The organism is Nonomuraea sp. JJY05, from assembly GCF_043496855.1.
Classification (GTDB): Bacteria; Actinomycetota; Actinomycetes; order Streptosporangiales; family Streptosporangiaceae; genus Nonomuraea.
The window spans coordinates 10,251-29,196 of sequence record NZ_JBIEIS010000056.1; the positions used below are offsets into that span (position 1 = coordinate 10,251).

Consider the following 18,946-nt stretch of genomic DNA (forward strand, 5'->3'; position numbering starts at 1 on the left):
CCCCCCCCCCCCCCCCCCCCCCCCCCGACTCCACGTGAAGGGTAGGGCGAACGCCATCCAACTTGTTGAGCACGTCGGCCATGATGACTGCCTCCGCGAGGGAGAACTGGGTGGAGGGGAAGGTCCCGTCCGGTGCCTGACGTGTCCCATCCAACACATCGACATGCGGCGGGTGCAGCATGTCGATGCCGTAGTCGGTTTGTAGCAGCAGCACCAAGATGCCGGTGTGGCTGCCGATCTGTCTAGCCTGGCTCCGGTGGGTGCGGACCTCGGGCGGGTCATGATCGTGACTGGAGACGCACCACGCCGGACAGGGCCACATGACGGCGGCGGCCTGTATTTGGGCGATGGCGTCGGGGCCGATCGGCGGCTGATCGGACGGGCTCGTCACCGTTCGTTTCCTGATTCGGCAAGGCCGGCCATCTCCAGCAACGCGGCAGCGAGCCGGGCGGTAGGGCCGTCTGGGCTGAGGACGGGACTGCGGTTGCCCGCCCCGGGCCTCTTGGAGGTCGAGTGCTCGCCGATGGCGCCCCGGCCCACAGGCGCACGCAAACACACAGCAGACACCCGGAGCCCACGCCACCATAGAGCGCGCGACCCGAGCGAGCACATCATCGTGCAGGTACTGAAGCGGAAACCGCAGGCATCGACCGGCGTGAGGATGTTCCACTCTCCACCGGCTCGGAATGCCCGGAATCGCGCACTTCGGCGGGGGCATGGCCTTGGCAGTACCCATTGGCGACGATCAGCCGTCCACGGGCAGCAGTGTAGGCAGCGGGGTGCGTCGCGGGGATCACGCCTTGGCACGTCCGGCAGATGTCCGGCTGGTCGGCTGTCATGAGCGCCCTTTCAAGGACGTGGAGCGAGCGGTGTGGGACACGCTGTGGATCCACGGCTTCTGTCCAAGAAACGATAGCCGGATATAGATTCACGTCGATCAGACCCACGTCATTTGGGCACCAAATTTCAAGGGTGAACAGAACACCATCGGCATTGAAGCCTGCGTATACCGAAAACGAGTCGTCGATACCCTGCGCACGAATGCTGAGGGCGCCTCCAGGAGCCGTCACATCCACTACGTTTCCGTAGGCAGACAACTCGGCTCTGACCTGCGGTTCGTCCATGCCGAAGCGCAGGCTGTCCACCCCCGAGCCGACATGGACTTCGAGCGTCCGTTCAGTCATCACTGTGTGAACTCCTCACGGACATGTGGAACCGCCTGTGACTCGCTCCGGGATCGGTGGAGCCCTCCTCCGCCCAGGACCGAGGAGCCGCGGGTCGAGGTTAAACCCATTTCCTGCTGGGATTGAGGAGTTCACGGGGTTTGAGGTGAATCCGCTTTCCCCGCTCCGGGTCGCACGTCTGGCCGCGCGGGACAAAGCTGATGTCGGCGTTCACCCCGAGGTCCTTCAGATCCTGTTCAAGCCGCTCGGACTCTCTGAGCTCCTCGAACTCCGTCGCTGACGTTCCACGAAAGCGAGCTAGCCATTGCCGGCTGTGCCAGGGCGAAACTCGATGCGATCGCGATGGCGCCGATGGCGGCGGTCTTGAGCAGCTTCTTCATGAGGCTCCTTCTGTCGGGGCGGGTTCTGGTGCCCGCCGAGAAGGAGCATGGGTCAAGGGTTGAGTCAGGCGACAGATCCCTTGGACACAGTTCGGCCGGCAGCCGTGCGGACTTTGGTCGTCGGCTGCTTGGTCGTCGAAACCTAGCGTCTGACTAGCGTCCCACCAGCGCGCTCCGAGTGGTCTGATTGGGACATACCTCCGCCATACCGCGTCTCCGTATGGTCTCACCTCGACGGGAAATCAACGGAGGGAACCATATGAAGATCATGCGTACCGCGGTCGTCGTCGGGGCCATGGGGGCCGTGGCCATGATGGGCGCGCCCGCGCCCGCGCCCGCGTCGGCGTCGGTGACCGCGTCCGCCTCGGCGTCCGCGCCGGCGGCGTCGGTGACCACGTCGGCAGCCAAGGCCCTCGTCGCGACCTGTTCGAAGGGGTCCTACAGGCTGAAGGTGACCGTCACCTACATCGACACGACGTATGGGCACCGCTTCAGCCGTGTCCACTGGACGGCCTCCGGAGGCCCCACCACGGTCAAGGTCAGCCTCGTCCAGGATCGGGGCGGCCTTCCGGACGCCGAGTTCCTGGCGACCGTGATCACGGGCAACTCCGGCAGCAGGGCGATCTCGGCGACCCGGCCGATGGCGCATCGGGTCTTCGTGAAGCTGGCCGGTAGGAACGGTGTCACGAGCTGCGTCGGGCAGAGCGGCGTCATCTGATCCGGACCGCGCGGCGCCCGCCGTCGCGAGAGACGGCGGGCGCCGGAGGTCAGGGCGAGGGGTGGGGGAGTTCGAGGTCGGCCACGATGGGGAAGTGGTCGGAGGCCTCGGTGCCGATGACGGCCACCGAGGTCGTTTTGATGTCGCGAGAGGTCATGACGTAGTCGATGCGCTGGTACGGCCTGCTCACGCTGTAGATGACGCCGTCGCCCGCACCGGCCACGTCCCGGGCGTCAAGCAGCCCCCGCCAGCCCAGAGGTCTGACCGCGTCCTCGGCCGCCGCCCTGCAAATGCCCCTCGCTCGTGGCCTGTCCGGCAAGGGTGTACCCCAACGCCACGCCTGCCACCGCAGATGAACAGCGTCAAGATGGAGTCCGCATCCGAGTTTCTTGACGCCTGTCTGCTGGCCTCTTGGAGCTCATCCTGACAATTCGGGCTGATCAACATGATCGTCCCCGGCCAAATAGCGCTGGAGGTCCCCGGCCAGATAGCGCCAGACCTGACAGGCAAGTGCCCCGCGATGGCGGGCATGCGCGGGCGGGGTCGCCACGATGGGGTCACCATGATGTGGTGCGTGGGGCCTCGCCGCTGTTCACCATGAGCCCACCAGCATGTCGTGATCCGCCCTGTGGTCGGGTCTTCGGACCGTAGCTGTTTCCCGAGGACGGGCCCAGCCGGAGCTGTTTCCCGAGGACGGGCCCAGCCGGGGGACAGCGACCTGAGGAGCTGTGTCCTGGCTGGGCCTGCCGCCACCGGCACTGGCATGGGAGTTCGACACCGCGGCGGCTGCAACTGCCAGCGGATCTTGATCGCGGTCCACTCGGCGGGGCTTGAGAACGGGTTGAGCCTACCGCCAGCTTCTGGCTCCCATGGGGTAGGTGTCCCACTGGCCGGGGGTCGAGGGTCCCGAGGTAGACGGTGCAGTTCTGGCCGGCGAAGAAGTCCCAAGACTGGTCGTCGTTGTTGAAGACCGTCCGCGCGGGCGGGTTCGTCACCGTTTCGCAGTTGTGGTGAACGCAGGCGTCCCAGGAGATGGCAAGGACCATGACGCCCAGTGGTGTGAGCGTGCCCGAAGGTCGGGAATGGAGGCGCGGGCTCAGTGACCGCCGTCGTATAGGAACCTGGCCAGCAGGTCGCCGAGCACCTGTCGCGCCCCTTCCGATGCGCCCGCCGGTCCTGTGAGATACGCGCCAACTGCTGTGGAAGGTGAGCGCCGGCGCTCACCTTGGTGTCCAGCGGAGGCTGGAACCTGACGGGTCTGATTTTCGCTGGATGCCGGAGAGGAGGTGGGAAGCGGCCGTCTCGATGCGCCGCTGGATCTGGTCGTAGGTGCGTCGGCCGCGCAACATCTCCAGAAGTTCTTGCATCCAGACACTGGCCAGCGACCCGGCAAGGTCGAGCTGCTCCTCGCTGGCCTGCTCCAGGGTGAGCCCGTCGGCGGAGACGCGCAGCAGCAGCCCGGTCATGCGCTCGCCGAACGGCGTCTGCACCTCAGCCATGATCAGCGAGCGGATGAGGGCGTCGGCCAGCTCGGGCTCGCGCATCAGCCCCCGGGTGGCCCGCATCAGGATGTCGACCGCGCGCTCGGGCGGTGTGGACGCCTCGGGCGGACGGCGCTCGATACTGTTCTCCAGCAGGTCGATTTCCTCGCTGACCACTGCCACGACCAGGTCCAGCTTGGACGGGAAGTAGCGGTAGAGGGTGCCGAGCGCCACGCCGGCGCGCTCGGCCACGGTTCGCATCTGCATGGCCTCGACGCCGCCACGCGCGGCCAGTTCGGCAGCCGCTCGGACGATGCGCTTGCGGCGTTGGTGCTGGCTGCGGCTGCGGGTTGTCACGTCAGCCGGATTGGTCAAGACGGCCTGACGGGCTGAGTCTGCCCCTCCTGGTGTGGAGGTGAGCGTTTCTGGTCCTTGCGCTGACCTGCTGGAGACGGCGCCGATGGCGCGCTTGTACTCCGCCGGTTGAACGTATGCTTCCGCGACTTGAATGTATCGGAGTTGCTCGTTGGCTTGGCGAAGCCGGCGGATCTCGACTTCGACGTTAACGAGGTCGTCGTACTCGGATCTGAGCAGGGCTTCGAGTTCGTCACTCATCGATGTCCTCCTCCCGCTCATTCTTCGTCGTGGCGAGCAGCTCGAGGGTGCGCATGCGGACGTATTTCCTGGCTGTGGCGAGGTATGGCCTGATCGTTTCGGGCTTCTTTCCAAGAATGTCTGCTATCTGCCTGGGTTCGAGGTCGGCTTCCAGCCAGATCAGGAAGGGTTGCTTGAGATGGTCGGGCAGTTCGGCGATGGCTTCATTCGCCGCCTCCAAGGCCTGTTGGCGCGTGGAGGAGTTGAGGGCATCACCGAGCTGTTGATCGCTGACGTACGCAGGAGCGGGGAGTCCCTCGAGCTGAGGTGCTCCTTGGTCGCAGGACAGCTGTGCCGGGTCGGTGGCTACCAGCCGGTCGCGGCTTTGCCCGCGGCGGTACTGGGTGACCTGCCGCTGGAGGGCCTTGGTGAAGTAGGGCAGCAGGTCCTGTACGGGCCCGGTCTCGATGAGGGTTTTGCTGACCGCCTTGCTGGTCTCGTGAATGACCTCTCGGGCGGCGCTGTCGCTGAGGCCCTGCCTGACGACCAGGCCGTAGAAGCGGCCGTATCTCTTTCGCAGTAGTTCGGCCATCAGGTCGTTGACCTCGTCGATCCGGTCACGACGCGGATCAGACCGGTTCAGGGTCATTGTGGGCTTCCGTGGCGAGGGGGGCAGCAGTGCGAGGCAAGCGCGGCCGATGCCCGTTACCGCTGGCTTGCCAACGGGCGGTGGCTGATCTGCGTGCCTGGTCGTCGAGGGCGGTCGTACTGATGCCTTGATGGTGCATGGTGCTGCGAGGGCCGGCCATGGCCTGGAGCGCCACTGATTCGGCCCCTGGTTCGGCCACGCCTGACGGGGTTCTGTGGGGAGTGTCAGCGGATTGGGGTTGGTGAGCTGCGGCGAGCGCCAGATAGGTCAGGACCAGGATGCCCAGCGTGACCGTCGCGGTGAAGGCTCCGCCGGCCGCAGTCAGCGCCACGGCTGTCGACTTTCCTTCTCCCCGTAACAAGAAGAAGATCATTAGAACTGCGGCCAGCCCGAGAGCGGCAAGCAGTAGGACCGCCATGACAGAAATGGCCAAGACGCACTCCCAAAGCAGGAAAGGTGGAGGTCTTCCTGTGGGCTTTCATGCCAGGGCGTTGGGTGCCAGGTCAGGACGGACGGCTGCGCGGCACGGCGCGGACGTCCCGCCGGTTCCGGATCCTTCAGCGCCTAACGCAACGTCTCATGCCGCGCCTGGCGAAGGCGTTCCCGGGCGGGGAAGGCGGCGGCGAAGCTGGCCAGCAGCGTGCTCGCCTCCCGGTCGGGCTGCCAGCGCGGCAGGACGAAGGGGCGAAGCGATTCTCCAGCTAGTCGTCGGAGCGGATCGCCAGGTATGCCTCCCGGGCGGCCTCGGCCCTCCGCTCCCGACCATGTCCCCAGCCGCCAGGTAGCGGAATGAGAGATCACGATTGCGGTTCGTGATCGTTTCGGAGCGGTGAACGTGGCTGGTCGGGTGGGTTTCAGCTTGATCGTGTTCGTGTCGGAGACGGTCGGGTGGAGGGCGGGTGCGGGTGCGTCGGGAGTGGGAGCCGGAAGAGCTGATCGCGGCGTGGACGCTGCTGGACGACGACTGGGAGCTGGTGGGGAACAAGACGGGGCGACCCGTCTGGGGTTCGGCCTGATGCTGAAGTTCTTCGAGCAAGAGGGCCGGTTCCCGCGGCACGTGGGCGAGCTGCCCAAGGCTGCGGTGGACTACGTGGCCGGCCAGGTGAAGGTTGAGCCGGCGCTGCTGGCGGAGTACGACTGGTCGGGCCGGTCGATCGAGCGGCACCGGGCCCAGGTGCGGGACGCGCTGGGGTTTCGGGAGTCGACCCGGCCGGATGAGGATGTGCCGGCCAAGTGGCTGGCGGACAAGATCTGCCCGATGGTGTTCACGGACGAAGGGCTGCGGGCCGCGCTGCTGAGGCGTTGCCGGACGTTGAAGATCGAGCCGCCGGGGCGGGTGGACCGGATCGTGGGCGCGGGCCGGGCTCGGTTCGAGCGGGAGTTCTGCCTGCATGTGCTGGACGGGTTGTCAGCGGACTCGGCGCGGTCGCTGTGGGAGCTGGCCACGGGTGCGGACGGGTTCCTGCTGGAGCTGAAGTCCGACCCCGGACGACTGGGGCTGGAGACGCTGCTGGAGGAGATCGTCAAGCTGCGGCGGGCCAAGGCGCTGGGTCTGTCGGCGGATCTGTTCGGCGGGCACTCCGACCGGCTGGTGGCCTCCTGGCGGGCGCGGGCGATGGCCTCGCATCCGTCGGACTTCGCGGCGAACCAGCCGCCGGTCCGGTTGACGTTGGTGGCCGCATTGGCGTGGTCACGGACGACGGAGATCACCGACGTGCTGGTCGATCTGTTCATCGGCCTGGTGTCGAAGATCAACACGCGGGCGGAGCGGAAGGTCGAGAAGGCGATCGAGGCCGAGGCCAAGAAGGTGCATCGCAAGACCGAGAAGCTGTTCTCGATCGCCGAGGCGTCGCTGCGGGCGCCGGAGGGCACGGTCCGGCAGGTGGTGTTCCCGGCGGTGCCAGGCGGGGAGGCGACGCTGCAGGCGCTGGTGGCCGAGGCAAAAGCGGACGCCAAGGCCTACAAGGCCCGGGTGCGGACGGTGGTGACCAGTTCCTACACCTCCTACTACCGGCGGATGCCGCCCAAGCTGCTGGCCGCGATCGAGTTCAAGTGCAACAACACCGCCTACCGGCCGGTGATGGACGCCTTGGACCTGCTGCAGCGCCACGCCGACTTCCCGAACACCACCCGCCACTACGACGCCTCCGAGAACGTCCCGATCCAAGGGGTGGTGCCGGACGGCTGGCTGGAAGCGGTGGTCGACGAGAACGGGGTCATCGAGCGGGCCTCCTACGAGTTGTGCGTGATCGTGTCGTTGAAGGATGCGCTGCGCCGCCGCGAGATCTACGTCGCCGGTGCCCGCCGCTGGCGCAACCCCGAGGAGGACCTGCCGGCCGACTTCGAGGACAACCGCGACGTCCACTACGAGAACCTGCGCCAACCGCTGGACAGCGGCGTGTTCATCGCCACGTTGAAGGAGGCGATGCGCGCCTCGATGGCGGCATGCGGCCGGGCGGTCAGCAGGAACAAGTCCGGCGGTGCGAAGGTGAAGACGCACCGCGGGGAGTCACGCTGGCACATCCCCGACCTGGGCAAGCTGAAGGTTCCGGAGAATCTGCGGGCGCTGCACGCCGAGGTCGCCGCTCGCTGGGGGATCATCGACCTGCTGGACTTCTTGAAGGAGTCGGACTTCGTCACCGACTTCACCGACGCGTTCAGCACGGTCGCGACCAGGGAAGCGACCCCGCGGGAAGTGATCCGCAAACGCCTGCTGCTGGTGCTGTACGCGCTGGGCACGAACATGGGGATCAAACGGGTCGCCGACGGCGGCCGTCAGTGCGCGCGGATCTTGTCCAGCCGGATGGTGTGGCGGGACATGTGCTCCAGCGGCCCGTAGACGGCGCGGGTGTTGGTCCGCCACAGCCGGGTGTCGGCCAGGTCGGCAATCCGCGGGGAGAACTGGTAACCGCAGATCGCGAACAGGCCCGAGACAATGTCGGAATAGCCGGCGGTGTCGGTGACCACCGTATTCGGCTTGGGCCCACCGTCGAGGTTGAAGATGGCGTCCAAGATGAACAGCGAGTCGCGCAGCGTGCCCGGCACCACCAGCCCGCCGATGCCCATCACCTGGTCGTTGACCACGTTCAGCCAGGTCGCGCCGCGCTGCCTCGCGAAGTAGATCGGGTTGTGGCCGGTGTGCAGGTTCTGCACCGGCACCACGAAGCGCAGCCCGTCGGCCGAGGCGATGTGCCCGCCGCCCCAGCACCGGACGATGTCGAGTTCGGCCTGGGCGGCGATCAGACGGGCGTTGGCCGCCGCGATCGTCTCACCGCGCAGGTACGCCTGATCGACCTGCAGCAGCCGGGCCCTGGTCAGCGCGGGCACGTTCGGTTTCTCGATCGGGACCAGGCCGACGTTGCACGCCTCGGCCACGATCAGGGCGGCCGGGCTGACCCCGAAGTCCTCCATCGACGGATCGGCGCCGGAGATGTGAGTGAAGTCGGCCGGCAGACCGGTGCGGTCAAAGACCTCGAGGAGCAGCTCGGGAAAGTCCAGCCGGGGCAGCATGTCATCCAGCAGGGAACGCAGCTCCCTCATCAGCGGCGGCTCCTCGGCCGCGCCGAGCTTCTCCAACTGCAGCCGGCCGCCGACGAACTGCACCGCGGTGTTGGCGCCGAGCCCGTCCAGCACCCGGGCATAAGCGCCCTCCAGCGCGCCGGCGAGCTCGGCCAGATGCCCGGCCGGTTCGACCTCCAACTCCAGCGAGGTGAGGATACGCGGCCGCACCTGCTGCCACGCATCCCCGTCCAGCAGCCGGGCCCGCGGATCACTCCAGCGCTCGGACCCTTCGGCGAACACATCGCGCCGGCGCAACGCGCCGTGCAGGTGCATGACCGCGCACAGCACGAACGCCGCCTTGTCGACCTGCCCCTCAGGCAGGTCCGGGTTGCGGAAGACCAGCGGCCGCCACGACCCGGTGATCAGCTCATCATGCGCGGCGACGTCGCCGGGTGCGTACCGGCGTCGCCGGTTCTTGGCCATCGCCGCGGCGGTACGCACCATGGCCAGCACCGGGGTACCGCAACCGCACGGAACCGGATCGCCTCCAGCAGCAACTCGATGAAGCCCTGCACGGTGCGGTAGCGCTTGACCAGCTCCGCCCGCCACTGCGCGGCCGCGTCATCGTCGGTGGCAGGCACGAACGCCGCGACCGTCTCCACCGCCGAGGCCAGCTTCTCGCGCGGCACCACCTCCTCGATCGCCTTCCACACCTCCACCAGCGACACCAGCCGATCCTCGGTCGCCTCCGGCGCCGACATCAGCACCTCCACCGCCGAGGCCATCGTGCGCGCTGCCTTGCGCAGCTTCGGGAATGTGCGCAGCTGCTCGGCCTTGCCCGCTCGCTCGGCCCGGGCCAACAGGTTGGAGGTGATCAGCAGGTCCAGCACGTCCAAGGCGTCATCGACCGAGGAGGTCTCCAGATGCCGCACGGTGGCCATCGCCTTCCAGATCCCGTAGCGTCGGCGCCTTGGAGGCCAGCCCGTACCGGGCCAGCGCCGACAGCTTCACCGCCGGCACCGGCTCGGTAGCCACCGCCCCGGCGCCCAGCCCGCCGATCTCGGCCACCCGATGCAACTCCGCCACCATCACCCGGCCCGAGGCCCGTGTCGGCGCGGTACGCAACCGCTCCAGCTCCGACACCCGCCGATCAGCAGGAACCCGCAGCAGATCGGCCAGCCGCGCCCGCAACTCCGGGCCGGCGCGCTCAGCCAGCGTGCGATACAACCGGGCGTGCTCGGCCCGGCGCACCTCGCTGATCAGCCGCGTCAGCGTGGTGATCCCCGCGGGCAGCAGAATGCCCTCGCGCAGCATGTGCACCACGGCGCGGTCGAACAACGCCTGCGGCCCCTCGATCGTCGACCACACCCGGGCGGCCAGATAGTCGCGGACCTCCTGCTCGCGTTTGGAGAACTCCGACAGCTCCAGCAGGTCCCGGATCTCCCAGGCGTGCTCATAGGCGGTCTTCGGCCGGGTCAGGTACTCCGGCGCGCACCCCGGGTCGACGCCCAGCTGCTCGGCGACGAACTCCAACACCTCCCCCGTACGTCCAGGGGATCTTCGGCCAGGAACGTGCCGAGCATCCGCACGGTGCCCCACTGCAGCGCCCACCCGAGCTTCGTCGCCGGACGGCGCTTGCTCGCCAGCGCCTCCAGCGCTCGGGAGTCCAGCCGGAAGAACTGCTCGAGTTCGGCCATCGACACCTCAGGCCTGAACCGGCGATAGCGAGCCACTTTCTCATCTGAGAGGAAATCCACAGGCATGAGCAGGCACGCTAGAGCGCTCAACCAGGGCAAACAGCCCACGTCACCGAATCGTCTTCAAGATCGCCTTTGTAGCGCCAAAATCCGGTCCGATCCTCCCCGAAGGCCGCTTACGGAGGATCTGGGCGCGAAGCCGCTTGTTCGTCGCCGTTGTTGTGGGTGCGTTGAGTGATGGTGCGTTCGAGGCCGTCGAGGAGGGCGAGGAGGCCGAATTCCCGGGTGGTGGTGGTTGAGGGGATGGCCACGGTGGTGGCAAGCAGCGGGAAGCGGCTGGCGTTGAGGAGTAGCAGGTCGCGCATGATGGGGGCGGCGCTGCCGTCCGTCCAGGTCTGAGTGCCTTGGGTGGCGGCCGGGTGGGTGGCGCGGATGTGGTGGGACACCATCATGACCGCGTCGAGCCGTTCACGTTCGGTCAGGGGGGTGTCGGTGAGGGCGCTGAGAGCTGTTTCGGTCCATGCGGTCTCACGTGGGCCCATGACGCGGTCGCCCACGGTGACCGACGGCAGCCAGGGGTGGCGCCGCCAGGCGGTGGACAGTCCGCGGGCGTACTCCTCCAGCTTGGCCCGCCAGCCGGCCGCCCCGCTCAGGTCGGGGGGTGTGCCGACCGCCGCCTCGATCATGATGGCCATCAGCTCTGTCTTGCCGTTGACGTAGCGGTACAGGGCCATCTTGGTGAGGCCGAGCTCGGCGGCGATGCGGTGCATGGAGACCGCCTCCAGGCCCTCGGTATCGGCGACCTTGACGGCGGTGTCGGCCAGCCGGGCGAGGTCGAAGGCGGGCCTGGGGCCTCTGATGCGCGGCTTTCGCAGGCCCCACAACAGTTCCGCCAGTGTCCTCGGATCCTCGTTGACCGCCACGTCGCCTCCCGCTTGCCATCCGCCAAAACTGTCTCTAGCGTACACAGTGTTCTGGGGACACAGTTAATCTCCGGACCCGAGAGCAGACGGTGGCCGAGGGGCCACGCCGTTGAAACAAGGAGTGGGCCATGTCCAAATCAGTGCTCGACATGTCGATGTCCCTCGACGGGTACATCGCCGATCCCAACGACTTCCTCGGCGGCGAAGACGGTGAGCGGCTGCACAAGTGGGCTGACTCGGACCAGCATCCCGGACCGGTCAAGCAGTTCCAAGACGAATGGAACGGGGCTGGTGCGATCCTCGCGGGACGGCGGACCGCTGAGCTCATGGACCACTGGGGCGGCTCTCACGGCGGTCTGCCGATCTTCGTCCCCAGCCACCGTCCGCCCGGCCCGGCCGCCCGGTGGGGCTATCCGCTGGTGACCTACGTGAACGACGGGATCGAAAGCGCGATGGCGCAGGCGAAGGCCGCCGCCGGGGAACGGGACGTCCAGATTCGTGGCGGCGCGTACACGGTGCAGCAGGCCCTCGAGGCCGGAGTGCTGGATGAAGTGCAGATCCACCACGTTCCAGTACTCCTGGGCGCAGGGCGCCGGTTGTTCGACGTCCTGCCGTCGGAGATCGAGTTGGAGATCATTCAAGTGCTCGACACGCCCGAGGCCACCCACATCCGCTATCGCGTCCGCCGCTGAGCTGATCGGCCACGGACCGGGCTGGGCGTTACTGCCCAGGGGACGTTGAGGTTGGTTTCGGTCATGATGGAAGAGTGACTGCTTTGCCTGGTGATCGATTCCGTGATCCGAAGGTGTGGATCACGGCATTCGCGGACGAAGTCTTGGTGCGATGCCCGCGCTGCGCTGGTTGCGCCGTGGTGCTCGCTCAACTGGGCGATCCTGTGCATCGGCGCGTACCCTGACGTGGGGGACGATTCTAAACGCTGAGGCGGTTGCGCTGCTCAGGTTGTGCGCTGGCCAAGGACGAGTTCCAGTCGTCTTCGATGTTCGGCGTGGCCACGGCGGTCGACCCGTACTTTGGGTTGCCCTTGTGGCTCCAGGCCGGGTTTCGCGGTCACCTCTTGTGGGCGTACAACCTCCGACACCTTGATCTGTTGGAGGGCTATGTGGCAGCACGCCTGAGAGAGCGTCACGAACTTCCTCTCACCACAGGCTCCATGACCATGATCACCCGGCTTCCCGTCTGGATAAAGGCGGCAAAGAACCGGGACGAGTTCTTGCGAACGATCGGCCGCATGAGGGCCTCAGCGCCCGCCACGGCCTGATCCAGGCCTGTTCGCCCCATCGCCTCTGACGCCCTCGATCATCTCTCTGGGACGCTCACCTCGCTAACCCGTGATCAACACGCGGCCCGCTTCTGCCGTATTCCGGTGGCACCCCATGAACGCCTGCACCGGGACTTCCAACCCGGCAACGTGCTGTTCGACGTGCCGCCCCCAAGGCGCCGGCAGGTCCTCGGATCACGGGCGTCGTTGACTGGGCAGCGACCTGCTGGGGCGCGGCGGATCTCGACGTGGCGCACTGCTCCACCAATCTCGCGCTCCTGTACGGACCGGCGTGGGGACTGCGGTTCGCTGAGGCGTATGAGGAGGCCGGCGGTGTGCTGGCCGCGACCGCCGGCGAGCGACTGTACTGGCAGGTGCGGGACGCGCTGGCGTCCTCAGAAGAAGTGCAGTCGGTGTCACAGCCATGGAGGGAGGCAGGGAGGGTAGAGGGACGCGAGCCGTCGAAGAGCGGCTGGATGCCTATGTCACCGCCCTGATGGACGCACGGGCCTGAGCCAGGGCGGCCCAAGGCGGCCCTCGGCCTCATCGTTCACCCCTCAAGGGAACCGACATCAAGCCGGCGTCTTCAAGATCCACCCATGGCAGGTATTGCCGGTATCTCGGCTGGACCCGAGCCAGGACCAGGATCGGGTGGCCCAAGGGGAGATCTGCTCGGGTGTTGCCCTGCGCGACCGCACCCTGCAGGAGACTTCAGTGTGAGCCCCGCTCGCGACGAACGTGAGCGCAGCCGCGCGCTGCCATGGATCTGACCGCCGTGGTCGATGGGCTGCGCGGCCGCGGCCTCGTGGACGCCGCCGGCGGGTTCACCGGCGCCGGACGGGAGACCAGGCAGCGGATCGAGGCGCTCACCGACGAGCTGGCCGCGCCGGCGTACGACGTGCTCAGTGCGGACGAGCTCGACGAGCTGGCCGCGGGACTCGAGCCGATCTCCGCCGCGGTATGGGCCGTCGACAACTGAGCAGGCGCATCAAGCTGCTGGGACGGCCACGACCCCAGCCCGGCCACCGAGGTGAGCAGGTCGTGGCGCGGGATCACCCGCCTGGCGTAACCGAAAGCGCCGCCGCCAAGCGGCGCGAAGCCGCCCGGAAGGGTAAAACATCGATAAGTCGACGAAGGGGCGGCGATGACACTGGCCATCGGCATGATCCTCACTCTCGGGGGCATCGGCCTGTTCTTCTTCATTGCCGTCGAAGGCGTGGACTCGTGGGGCTGCCTGATCCTCCTCGTCGTCCCGATCGGATTGACGGCGGCCGGGATCTACCTGATCGCCACCGATCCGCTCATCAAGAGCGACGTGGGCGGGGTGCTGAGTGAGCACAAGGGCCTCACCCTGCACGACGGCCAGGGCTACGTGGTCTCGCCGCTCGAGGACCCGGTCCGGGTCGAGAAGGGGTCGACCGTGAGCCCGTCGCTGACCCTGATCCGCGGGAGGCTGCTCGCCGGGGTGCTCGAACGACCGCGCGGCGCCGCGACCTACAAGGGTTGCGAGGCGGCCGTCACAGGAGAGAGGGCATACGAGACCATGGACCTGACGGACCTGCACCCGGGCGACGCCCTGTGCATGTACCGGTTCCCCCAGCACGGCGACGAACGGGCCATCGCGCTCATCCGGCTGACCGCCGTGGACCTCCAGAGCCGGTCGGTCACGTTCGATCTGACCTTGTGGAAGCGCGACACGTGGGCCGTGCCCGTGGTCCCCATCTAGCGATCGGCACCCCCGAGGGTCCGATGGGACCCGCCGCCGACGCTGATCGAGTGACTCAACCCGCCGGTACCCACGGCGAGCACGAGGACCTGGCAGAGTAACCGGCCCGAACCGGAAGCCCGGGGCTGGACAGTGTTCGGTCCGGCCGGAACCGCACGGAGAATCCGGACGGTGGCCGCCTATGCGGAGGTATGAACGGCTGCCGGGCGAATCCGGCGCGCGAGCGGCAGCGTGTCCTCATGCTGGACGGGCAACTGCTGGCCACCATGATCCGCGATGACGTGAGCTACTCATCCGGGGGCGGCCACCAGGTCCATTGCATACCGAGCTCGGCGTTGGGGATCTCTGCCAGATTCCCTCATCGCGGATGGGCGCTGATCCCCCAGGACGAAATCCTGTGGGACCAGTCGAAAGGCCCGGTCAAGGCAAAGTACTGGAACGTCAGAGCTCACGTGGGCAACCGGTAGCCGGTGCGCACCCGCACACCATCCGCCACCGACGCTGTCGACAGGAGCGCGGCGGGCCGGGCGGCCACCGTACGCGGGGCTTCCTCGGTGAACACCACGGCGCCAAGTCCTCGGCGGCCGTGACGCGCGCTGTCGCCGCGGTGTCGGCTTCGGTGCAGGCCCGCTGAGCCTGTTCCAGCTGCTCGCGCAGCTGCCGCTCGAGACCCTCTCGCTCGGTACGGACCCGTGCCGCCTCCTCGTGCCTGCCGGGCCACACCCTCGGCGGTCTCGGCCCTGGTCGTCAGCTCGGTGACAGCTGTGGTGACGGCACTCAGCTCGCGGTCGCGGGCGGCAAGCTGCTCCTTCAGCGTGACCAGCTCAGCGGCCTTGCATTCTGTCACGGAGTCGTCGCGCTGGGGTGCAGCGGCGGTCATGGGACGCGACTTCTTCTCACAGCACGTCCCTTGCGTAGAGCTGTTCTCGAGCGGTATCGACCTCCGTGTCCACGCATAAATCGCCACCCTTCTCTTGGCCAAGGAGTAAAGAGGCTGAAGCCGTCACGCGAAGCAATATTGACGGCGGCCCCTCACCGCATACCGCCCCTGATTCATGTGAGCGCTGCAGGAAAGCCGCAGAAGACGATCACGCCGGTCCAGCCGTCTCCGGCGACGGAGACGACCTCTCTGGTCGAATGAAAATTTCACCCATCACGCCGGCATTACGGCTCTGCAGGACCGGTCCTCGACCTGGTGGCACGCCTTGCCCTGTCCTCGCGAGAGCAGCCGGCGCAAGTTATCGCCGGGCCGAATCAGTGGCTTTCAATCGTCTCTCTGGACGCCTGGAGGGCCCAGACCATAGTCTCCGTGCGCGCTCCGCCGACAACACGAAAGAGACGAGGTTGGAATTGACACGTTCTAAAGCACGTCGTGCGGCCAGCTCTGTCGCCATCGCCATCGCAACCGTCGCGGCACTCCTGATGCCCGTCACTCCCGCGCACGCCGCCTACGGCCCAGACCAGCCCGTGTCCGTCACAGTGACCTCGAACGCCGGACCGCCGATCATGCTCGCCCAGCTGACCGGCACGCTGGCGTTCGACGACGGGAACACGAAGTTCAGGTACGCGCTCCGACTGTGCTGGGGGAGCGGGTCCTACCCCAAGCCGAACTTCTACGTCTCCGTCAACGGCAGCACCGTCTTCTATCCGACCCAGACGGGCACGGCAGCCGCTCCCCCCGGATGCCAGCTGTCCCTATTCCTCTACGACGGTGAATACACCCACTCCGCCACCATCACAAACGTCACCTTGTACGTGACGGGCGGCTGGTTCTATCCAGGCCAAACTTACAACAGCCGCACCAAATCCGTGACCTACGACAACCCCTACAACTGAGCCGTCCGAAAGCCGCGACCACACCGCCACCCGGCGTACGCGCTTGGGACACAACCCCGGCCCGCGAGGCGTTCGACTCTGACCGGAATGAGGTATGGCCGCCCGCTCGGCGCCGTGTTGTCGGGGTCAAGGGGAGGCTTGAAGCGGACGATGGACAGGGGCAGCCGCCTGGCCGTTCCGCCGATGCCGACGGATCGGAACGTCCACGCGGTCGAGGTTCGCGAGGACAGCGCGGATTGGCGATGCTCGGATTCCATCACCAATCGGTACGAGGATTTGCCCTTCGGGACGTCGAACGATGCGTGAGCCGACGGCTCCTCGCCGACGAGGACGCCGTTTCTGTGGAGCGTGGTGCGCACCGTCGTGTACGTGGCGTCGCCTATCCGACCGGCGCTGTCCCCCAGGGGAGCGCCTTGGATGGTCATCGTGTCGCCTTCGCGCCAGGCGCTTGCCGTCTCCTCGCGTTCATCCTGCGCAAGGACGGGGGCGAACACACCCCAGTTCCAGCGTTCGACGTAGTGGCGTCCTGGCTCGAATCGCGATTCACGATCTTCGAAGGAGACCTCCGCCTTTTCACCGGAGATGATCTCGGTGAAGCGCTTGCGCCACTTCATGTCGCCGTCAGAGTTCACATAGAGGGTGTGAGCCGAGGGCAGGGAAACCGGGGTGCTGATGGGATAGCCCTCGAGACGGAGGTCAGGCAGCTGCGCTTCGCCGGCCCAGATGCCGCGTGCCCCTGGGGTATGCGCCGCATAGTTGGCCCGGACGGTCGCCAGCTGGTGCTGCTCCACGTTCCGCTGGAATCCGGTGACCATGCCCCCCCGGTGTGACCAGGCGAGGCGGTAGAGACCGTTGTTTCCCGTCCACAGTCCATCGATTCTGGTCACGGTTTCGTCGGGGAAGAGGTTGGTGCCCATCTGGGCCGTGGAGATCTGATCCGGCCGCTCGGCGATCAGTTCCCCGGAAGCGGCATCGTGCTGAGTCAGTGGCCCGCCGTAGTTCACCGACACCCACTGCGGCTCGGCGGCGGCCGGAAGGACCACCTTGACTGGCCTGGTCATCCGTGCGTCCATGACCACGGCGCCCGCCTGCCTCACCTCCAACGCGGGATGGACCATGAAGGCGGTGTGCTCGCCTTCGCGTACGTGGCTCCTGACTTCCCAGACACCCTTGGCCAGCCGGACGGTGGCCTCGCTGCCCAAAGCGTCGATGTTGACGATGCGTGACCTCTGGGCGGGATCGTCGAGCCTGCGCAGTTGAGTGCTGCCCGTGCCCGGCTGTCCTGCCCGGTCCACGTACTTGATCGTCAGAGGGTACTTCTCGCTTTCCTTCTCTATGCCCAGCGGCGTGCTGACCCTTGCCTTGTCGCCGCTGGCGGACAGGTAAGCGCCCGCCGGCCGGTCCGTGGCCAACCTGGAAACGTCGGCTCTGACGACCGCCTCGGCCACGCCGCCAGGCGGGACCACGAGAGAGGAGGGGTTCACCGTGAACACCGCGTGAGCGTCGTGTTCGATCGCGAGGGCGAGCGTGACGGGTGCGGCTCCGTCGTTGCGGTAGGCGATCGGCTGCTCCACCGGCCGGTCACCATTCGGCCACAGTTGCAGGCCGAAGCTGACGGCGGCCGGATTACTGGTCAGCGACTGCGTGGTGGCTCTGGCCACGTCCAGCCGTCCCGCCCCTTGGGCGAACACCTCCGCGTCAGGGCTCGGGGTGGCAGCGGCCATCAATGCCGCCTTCAACTTCCGGCCATCCCAGTCAGGATGCTGCCCGGCGAGGATCGCGGCGGCTCCGGCGACATGAGGGGCCGCCATAGAGGTCCCCGACTTCGGTACGTACAAGCCTTCGCCGCCGGAATCTTTGCTGCGCGCGGCGACGATGTCCGTGCCTGGCGCGGTGATCTCAGGCTTCAACGCGGAGTCGCCCACCCGTGGGCCTCGGCTGGAGAACTCGGCCATGCCGTCTGATCGGTTCACCGCACCCACGGCAAGCGCGGCATCGGCACTGGCCGGCGAGCTCAATGTGCGAGCGTCGTAACCGTTGCCGGCGGCTGCCACCACCAGTACGCCATGTCGATCGCTGAGCTGCTGAACCGCCTGTTCGAGGAGATCCAATCCCTCGCGGTCCGGAGAGCCCAGGCTCAGGTTGATCACCTTGGCGCCGTTGTCCACAGACCACTGCATCCCCGCTAGAACCGCCGACGTCGGGCAGCCATCTTCGTCGCACACCTTTCCATCCAGGAGGACGGCCCCGGGAGCAACTCCTCTGGTCTGCCCATCTCCGGCGATCGTGGCGGCCACATGGGTGCCGTGCCCGGTCAGATCACGCCCGTCGGGGGCATCGGTGAAGTTCGCCTGAATGCTCACCTTGCCCTGTAGGTCGGGATGGGTCGTGTCGATGCCCGAGTCCAGAACAGCGACCTTCACCCCGGCGCCGGTGTGTCCACGCTCCCAGGCGGTAGGGGCGCCGACCTGTTTGACGCTGTTCACGAGTAACGGCTTGGTCAATCGATCCAGCCACACTCGCGGCGCCTGGCGGCCTCGTGTCAGCGCCGACAGTTCCCGCCAGAAGGCGGCGCGCTCCTCACTGTCGGCCCGTACGGCCAGGCCATTCACCATCGGTAGGTCCCGCGCCACAGTCGCGGTATCCGTCGCCGCTGACCGGACGCTCTTCTCCGCGGCTTCGTCGCGGTAGGTCACGATGAGCGGGAGCTGGCCTGTCTTGGCGTATCCGGCAGCGATCAACCCGGTCACATCGAAGAGGTCGCGATCCAACGTGCCGGCGTCCAAGCCCGGCGCGGCATCACTGGGCACCACGCGCAGTCTGCCTTCCGAACGGTCGACGGCGAAAGAGATCTTCTCCCTGCCCTCGCCACGTTGGATCATGACGCCGCGATCGCGTCCGTCGACCGTGACCTTGTCTCCGGTGATCAGCGTGACCGTGGCGGCCATACTGGTCGACGACGAAGGGGATACCGTCCT

18 protein-coding genes are annotated in these 18,946 nt (G+C 67.2%); 6 read left to right on the forward strand and 12 right to left on the reverse strand.

The window, feature by feature from the left end:
- The 3 genes from ACFKCF_RS52760 to ACFKCF_RS52770 form a co-directional block, all read right to left on the reverse strand.
- Positions 1–391, reverse strand: a 391-nt coding sequence (locus ACFKCF_RS52760) for a hypothetical protein (protein ID WP_394503861.1), incomplete at its 3' end; no start/stop codon positions are given.
- 220 nt (positions 392–611) lie between these two features.
- Entirely contained in the window at positions 612–1,184 is a 573-nt protein-coding gene (locus tag ACFKCF_RS52765; RefSeq protein ID WP_394503862.1) for a hypothetical protein, read from the reverse strand.
- Between the two features lie 236 nt (positions 1,185–1,420).
- A complete protein-coding gene (locus ACFKCF_RS52770) occupies positions 1,421–1,564 on the reverse strand; it encodes a hypothetical protein (RefSeq protein ID WP_349458598.1) in 144 nt (47 codons plus the stop codon).
- Positions 1,565–1,823: 259 nt separating this feature from the next.
- Here ACFKCF_RS52770 and ACFKCF_RS52775 point away from each other — a divergent pair, with 259 nt between their 5' ends.
- Positions 1,824–2,282, forward strand: a complete 459-nt coding sequence (locus ACFKCF_RS52775; RefSeq protein ID WP_394503863.1) for a hypothetical protein — start codon at positions 1,824–1,826, stop codon at positions 2,280–2,282.
- Positions 2,283–2,331: 49 nt separating this feature from the next.
- Here the strand turns inward: ACFKCF_RS52775 and ACFKCF_RS52780 are convergent, their stop codons facing one another.
- The 3 genes from ACFKCF_RS52780 to ACFKCF_RS52790 all read right to left on the reverse strand — a co-directional run bounded on the left by ACFKCF_RS52780 (position 2,332) and on the right by ACFKCF_RS52790 (position 5,006).
- Positions 2,332–2,505, reverse strand: coding sequence for an endonuclease/exonuclease/phosphatase family protein (locus ACFKCF_RS52780; RefSeq protein WP_394503865.1), 174 nt, complete (start codon positions 2,503–2,505; stop codon positions 2,332–2,334).
- Positions 2,506–3,502: 997 nt separating this feature from the next.
- The gene (locus ACFKCF_RS52785; protein WP_394503968.1) at positions 3,503–4,120 is read right to left on the reverse strand and encodes a TetR family transcriptional regulator; all 618 of its coding nucleotides are present in this window, start codon (positions 4,118–4,120) and stop codon (positions 3,503–3,505) included.
- A gap of 250 nt (positions 4,121–4,370) precedes the next feature.
- Positions 4,371–5,006 carry a sigma-70 family RNA polymerase sigma factor gene (locus ACFKCF_RS52790; RefSeq protein WP_394503867.1) on the reverse strand — a complete coding sequence of 212 codons (636 nt, stop codon included), beginning with the start codon at positions 5,004–5,006 and terminating at the stop codon, positions 4,371–4,373.
- 1,015 nt (positions 5,007–6,021) lie between these two features.
- On the opposite strand from ACFKCF_RS52790, the gene ACFKCF_RS52795 reads away from it, so the two are divergent.
- Positions 6,022–7,845, forward strand: a complete 1,824-nt coding sequence (locus tag ACFKCF_RS52795) for a DUF4158 domain-containing protein (protein ID WP_394503869.1) — start codon at positions 6,022–6,024, stop codon at positions 7,843–7,845.
- On the opposite strand, the gene ACFKCF_RS52800 is transcribed toward ACFKCF_RS52795, so the two are convergent.
- The 5 genes from ACFKCF_RS52800 to ACFKCF_RS52820 all read right to left on the reverse strand — a co-directional run bounded on the left by ACFKCF_RS52800 (position 7,782) and on the right by ACFKCF_RS52820 (position 11,127).
- Positions 7,782–9,011: a Tn3 family transposase gene (locus ACFKCF_RS52800; protein ID WP_394503871.1), complete on the reverse strand. Its 1,230-nt coding sequence runs from the start codon at positions 9,009–9,011 to the stop codon at positions 7,782–7,784. The genes ACFKCF_RS52795 and ACFKCF_RS52800 overlap by 64 nt on opposite strands.
- On the reverse strand, positions 8,930–9,448 hold the full coding sequence (locus tag ACFKCF_RS52805; protein WP_394503873.1) for a hypothetical protein: 519 nt from the start codon (positions 9,446–9,448) through the stop codon (positions 8,930–8,932). Before ACFKCF_RS52805 ends, ACFKCF_RS52800 begins: the two co-directional genes overlap by 82 nt.
- On the reverse strand, positions 9,408–10,043 hold the full coding sequence (locus ACFKCF_RS52810) for a DUF4158 domain-containing protein (protein ID WP_394503875.1): 636 nt from the start codon (positions 10,041–10,043) through the stop codon (positions 9,408–9,410). Before ACFKCF_RS52810 ends, ACFKCF_RS52805 begins: the two co-directional genes overlap by 41 nt.
- Positions 9,983–10,270 carry a DUF4158 domain-containing protein gene (locus ACFKCF_RS52815; protein WP_394503876.1) on the reverse strand — a complete coding sequence of 96 codons (288 nt, stop codon included), beginning with the start codon at positions 10,268–10,270 and terminating at the stop codon, positions 9,983–9,985. The genes ACFKCF_RS52810 and ACFKCF_RS52815 overlap by 61 nt, the downstream gene beginning before the upstream one ends.
- A 110-nt stretch (positions 10,271–10,380) precedes the next feature.
- Entirely contained in the window at positions 10,381–11,127 is a 747-nt protein-coding gene (locus ACFKCF_RS52820) for a TetR/AcrR family transcriptional regulator (RefSeq protein ID WP_394503878.1), read from the reverse strand.
- Between the two features lie 128 nt (positions 11,128–11,255).
- Here ACFKCF_RS52820 and ACFKCF_RS52825 point away from each other — a divergent pair, with 128 nt between their 5' ends.
- The 4 genes from ACFKCF_RS52825 (at position 11,256) to ACFKCF_RS52840 (ending at position 15,968) form a co-directional block, all read left to right on the forward strand.
- Complete coding sequence (locus tag ACFKCF_RS52825) at positions 11,256–11,819, forward strand: dihydrofolate reductase family protein (RefSeq protein ID WP_394503880.1); 564 nt, start codon at positions 11,256–11,258, stop codon at positions 11,817–11,819.
- A gap of 1,347 nt (positions 11,820–13,166) precedes the next feature.
- Positions 13,167–13,385, forward strand: a complete 219-nt coding sequence (locus tag ACFKCF_RS52830) for a hypothetical protein (protein WP_394503882.1) — start codon at positions 13,167–13,169, stop codon at positions 13,383–13,385.
- Positions 13,386–13,550: 165 nt separating this feature from the next.
- Entirely contained in the window at positions 13,551–14,132 is a 582-nt protein-coding gene (locus ACFKCF_RS52835) for a hypothetical protein (protein ID WP_394503884.1), read from the forward strand.
- A gap of 1,467 nt (positions 14,133–15,599) precedes the next feature.
- Entirely contained in the window at positions 15,600–15,968 is a 369-nt protein-coding gene (locus ACFKCF_RS52840; RefSeq protein WP_394503886.1) for a hypothetical protein, read from the forward strand.
- Here ACFKCF_RS52840 and ACFKCF_RS52845 read toward each other — a convergent pair.
- Positions 15,959–18,916 (reverse strand): S8 family peptidase, encoded by a 2,958-nt coding sequence (locus tag ACFKCF_RS52845; RefSeq protein ID WP_394503887.1) that lies wholly within the window; start codon positions 18,914–18,916, stop codon positions 15,959–15,961. The two genes, ACFKCF_RS52840 and ACFKCF_RS52845, sit on opposite strands and share 10 nt — an antisense overlap.
- Between the last annotated feature and the right edge of the window lie 30 nt (positions 18,917–18,946).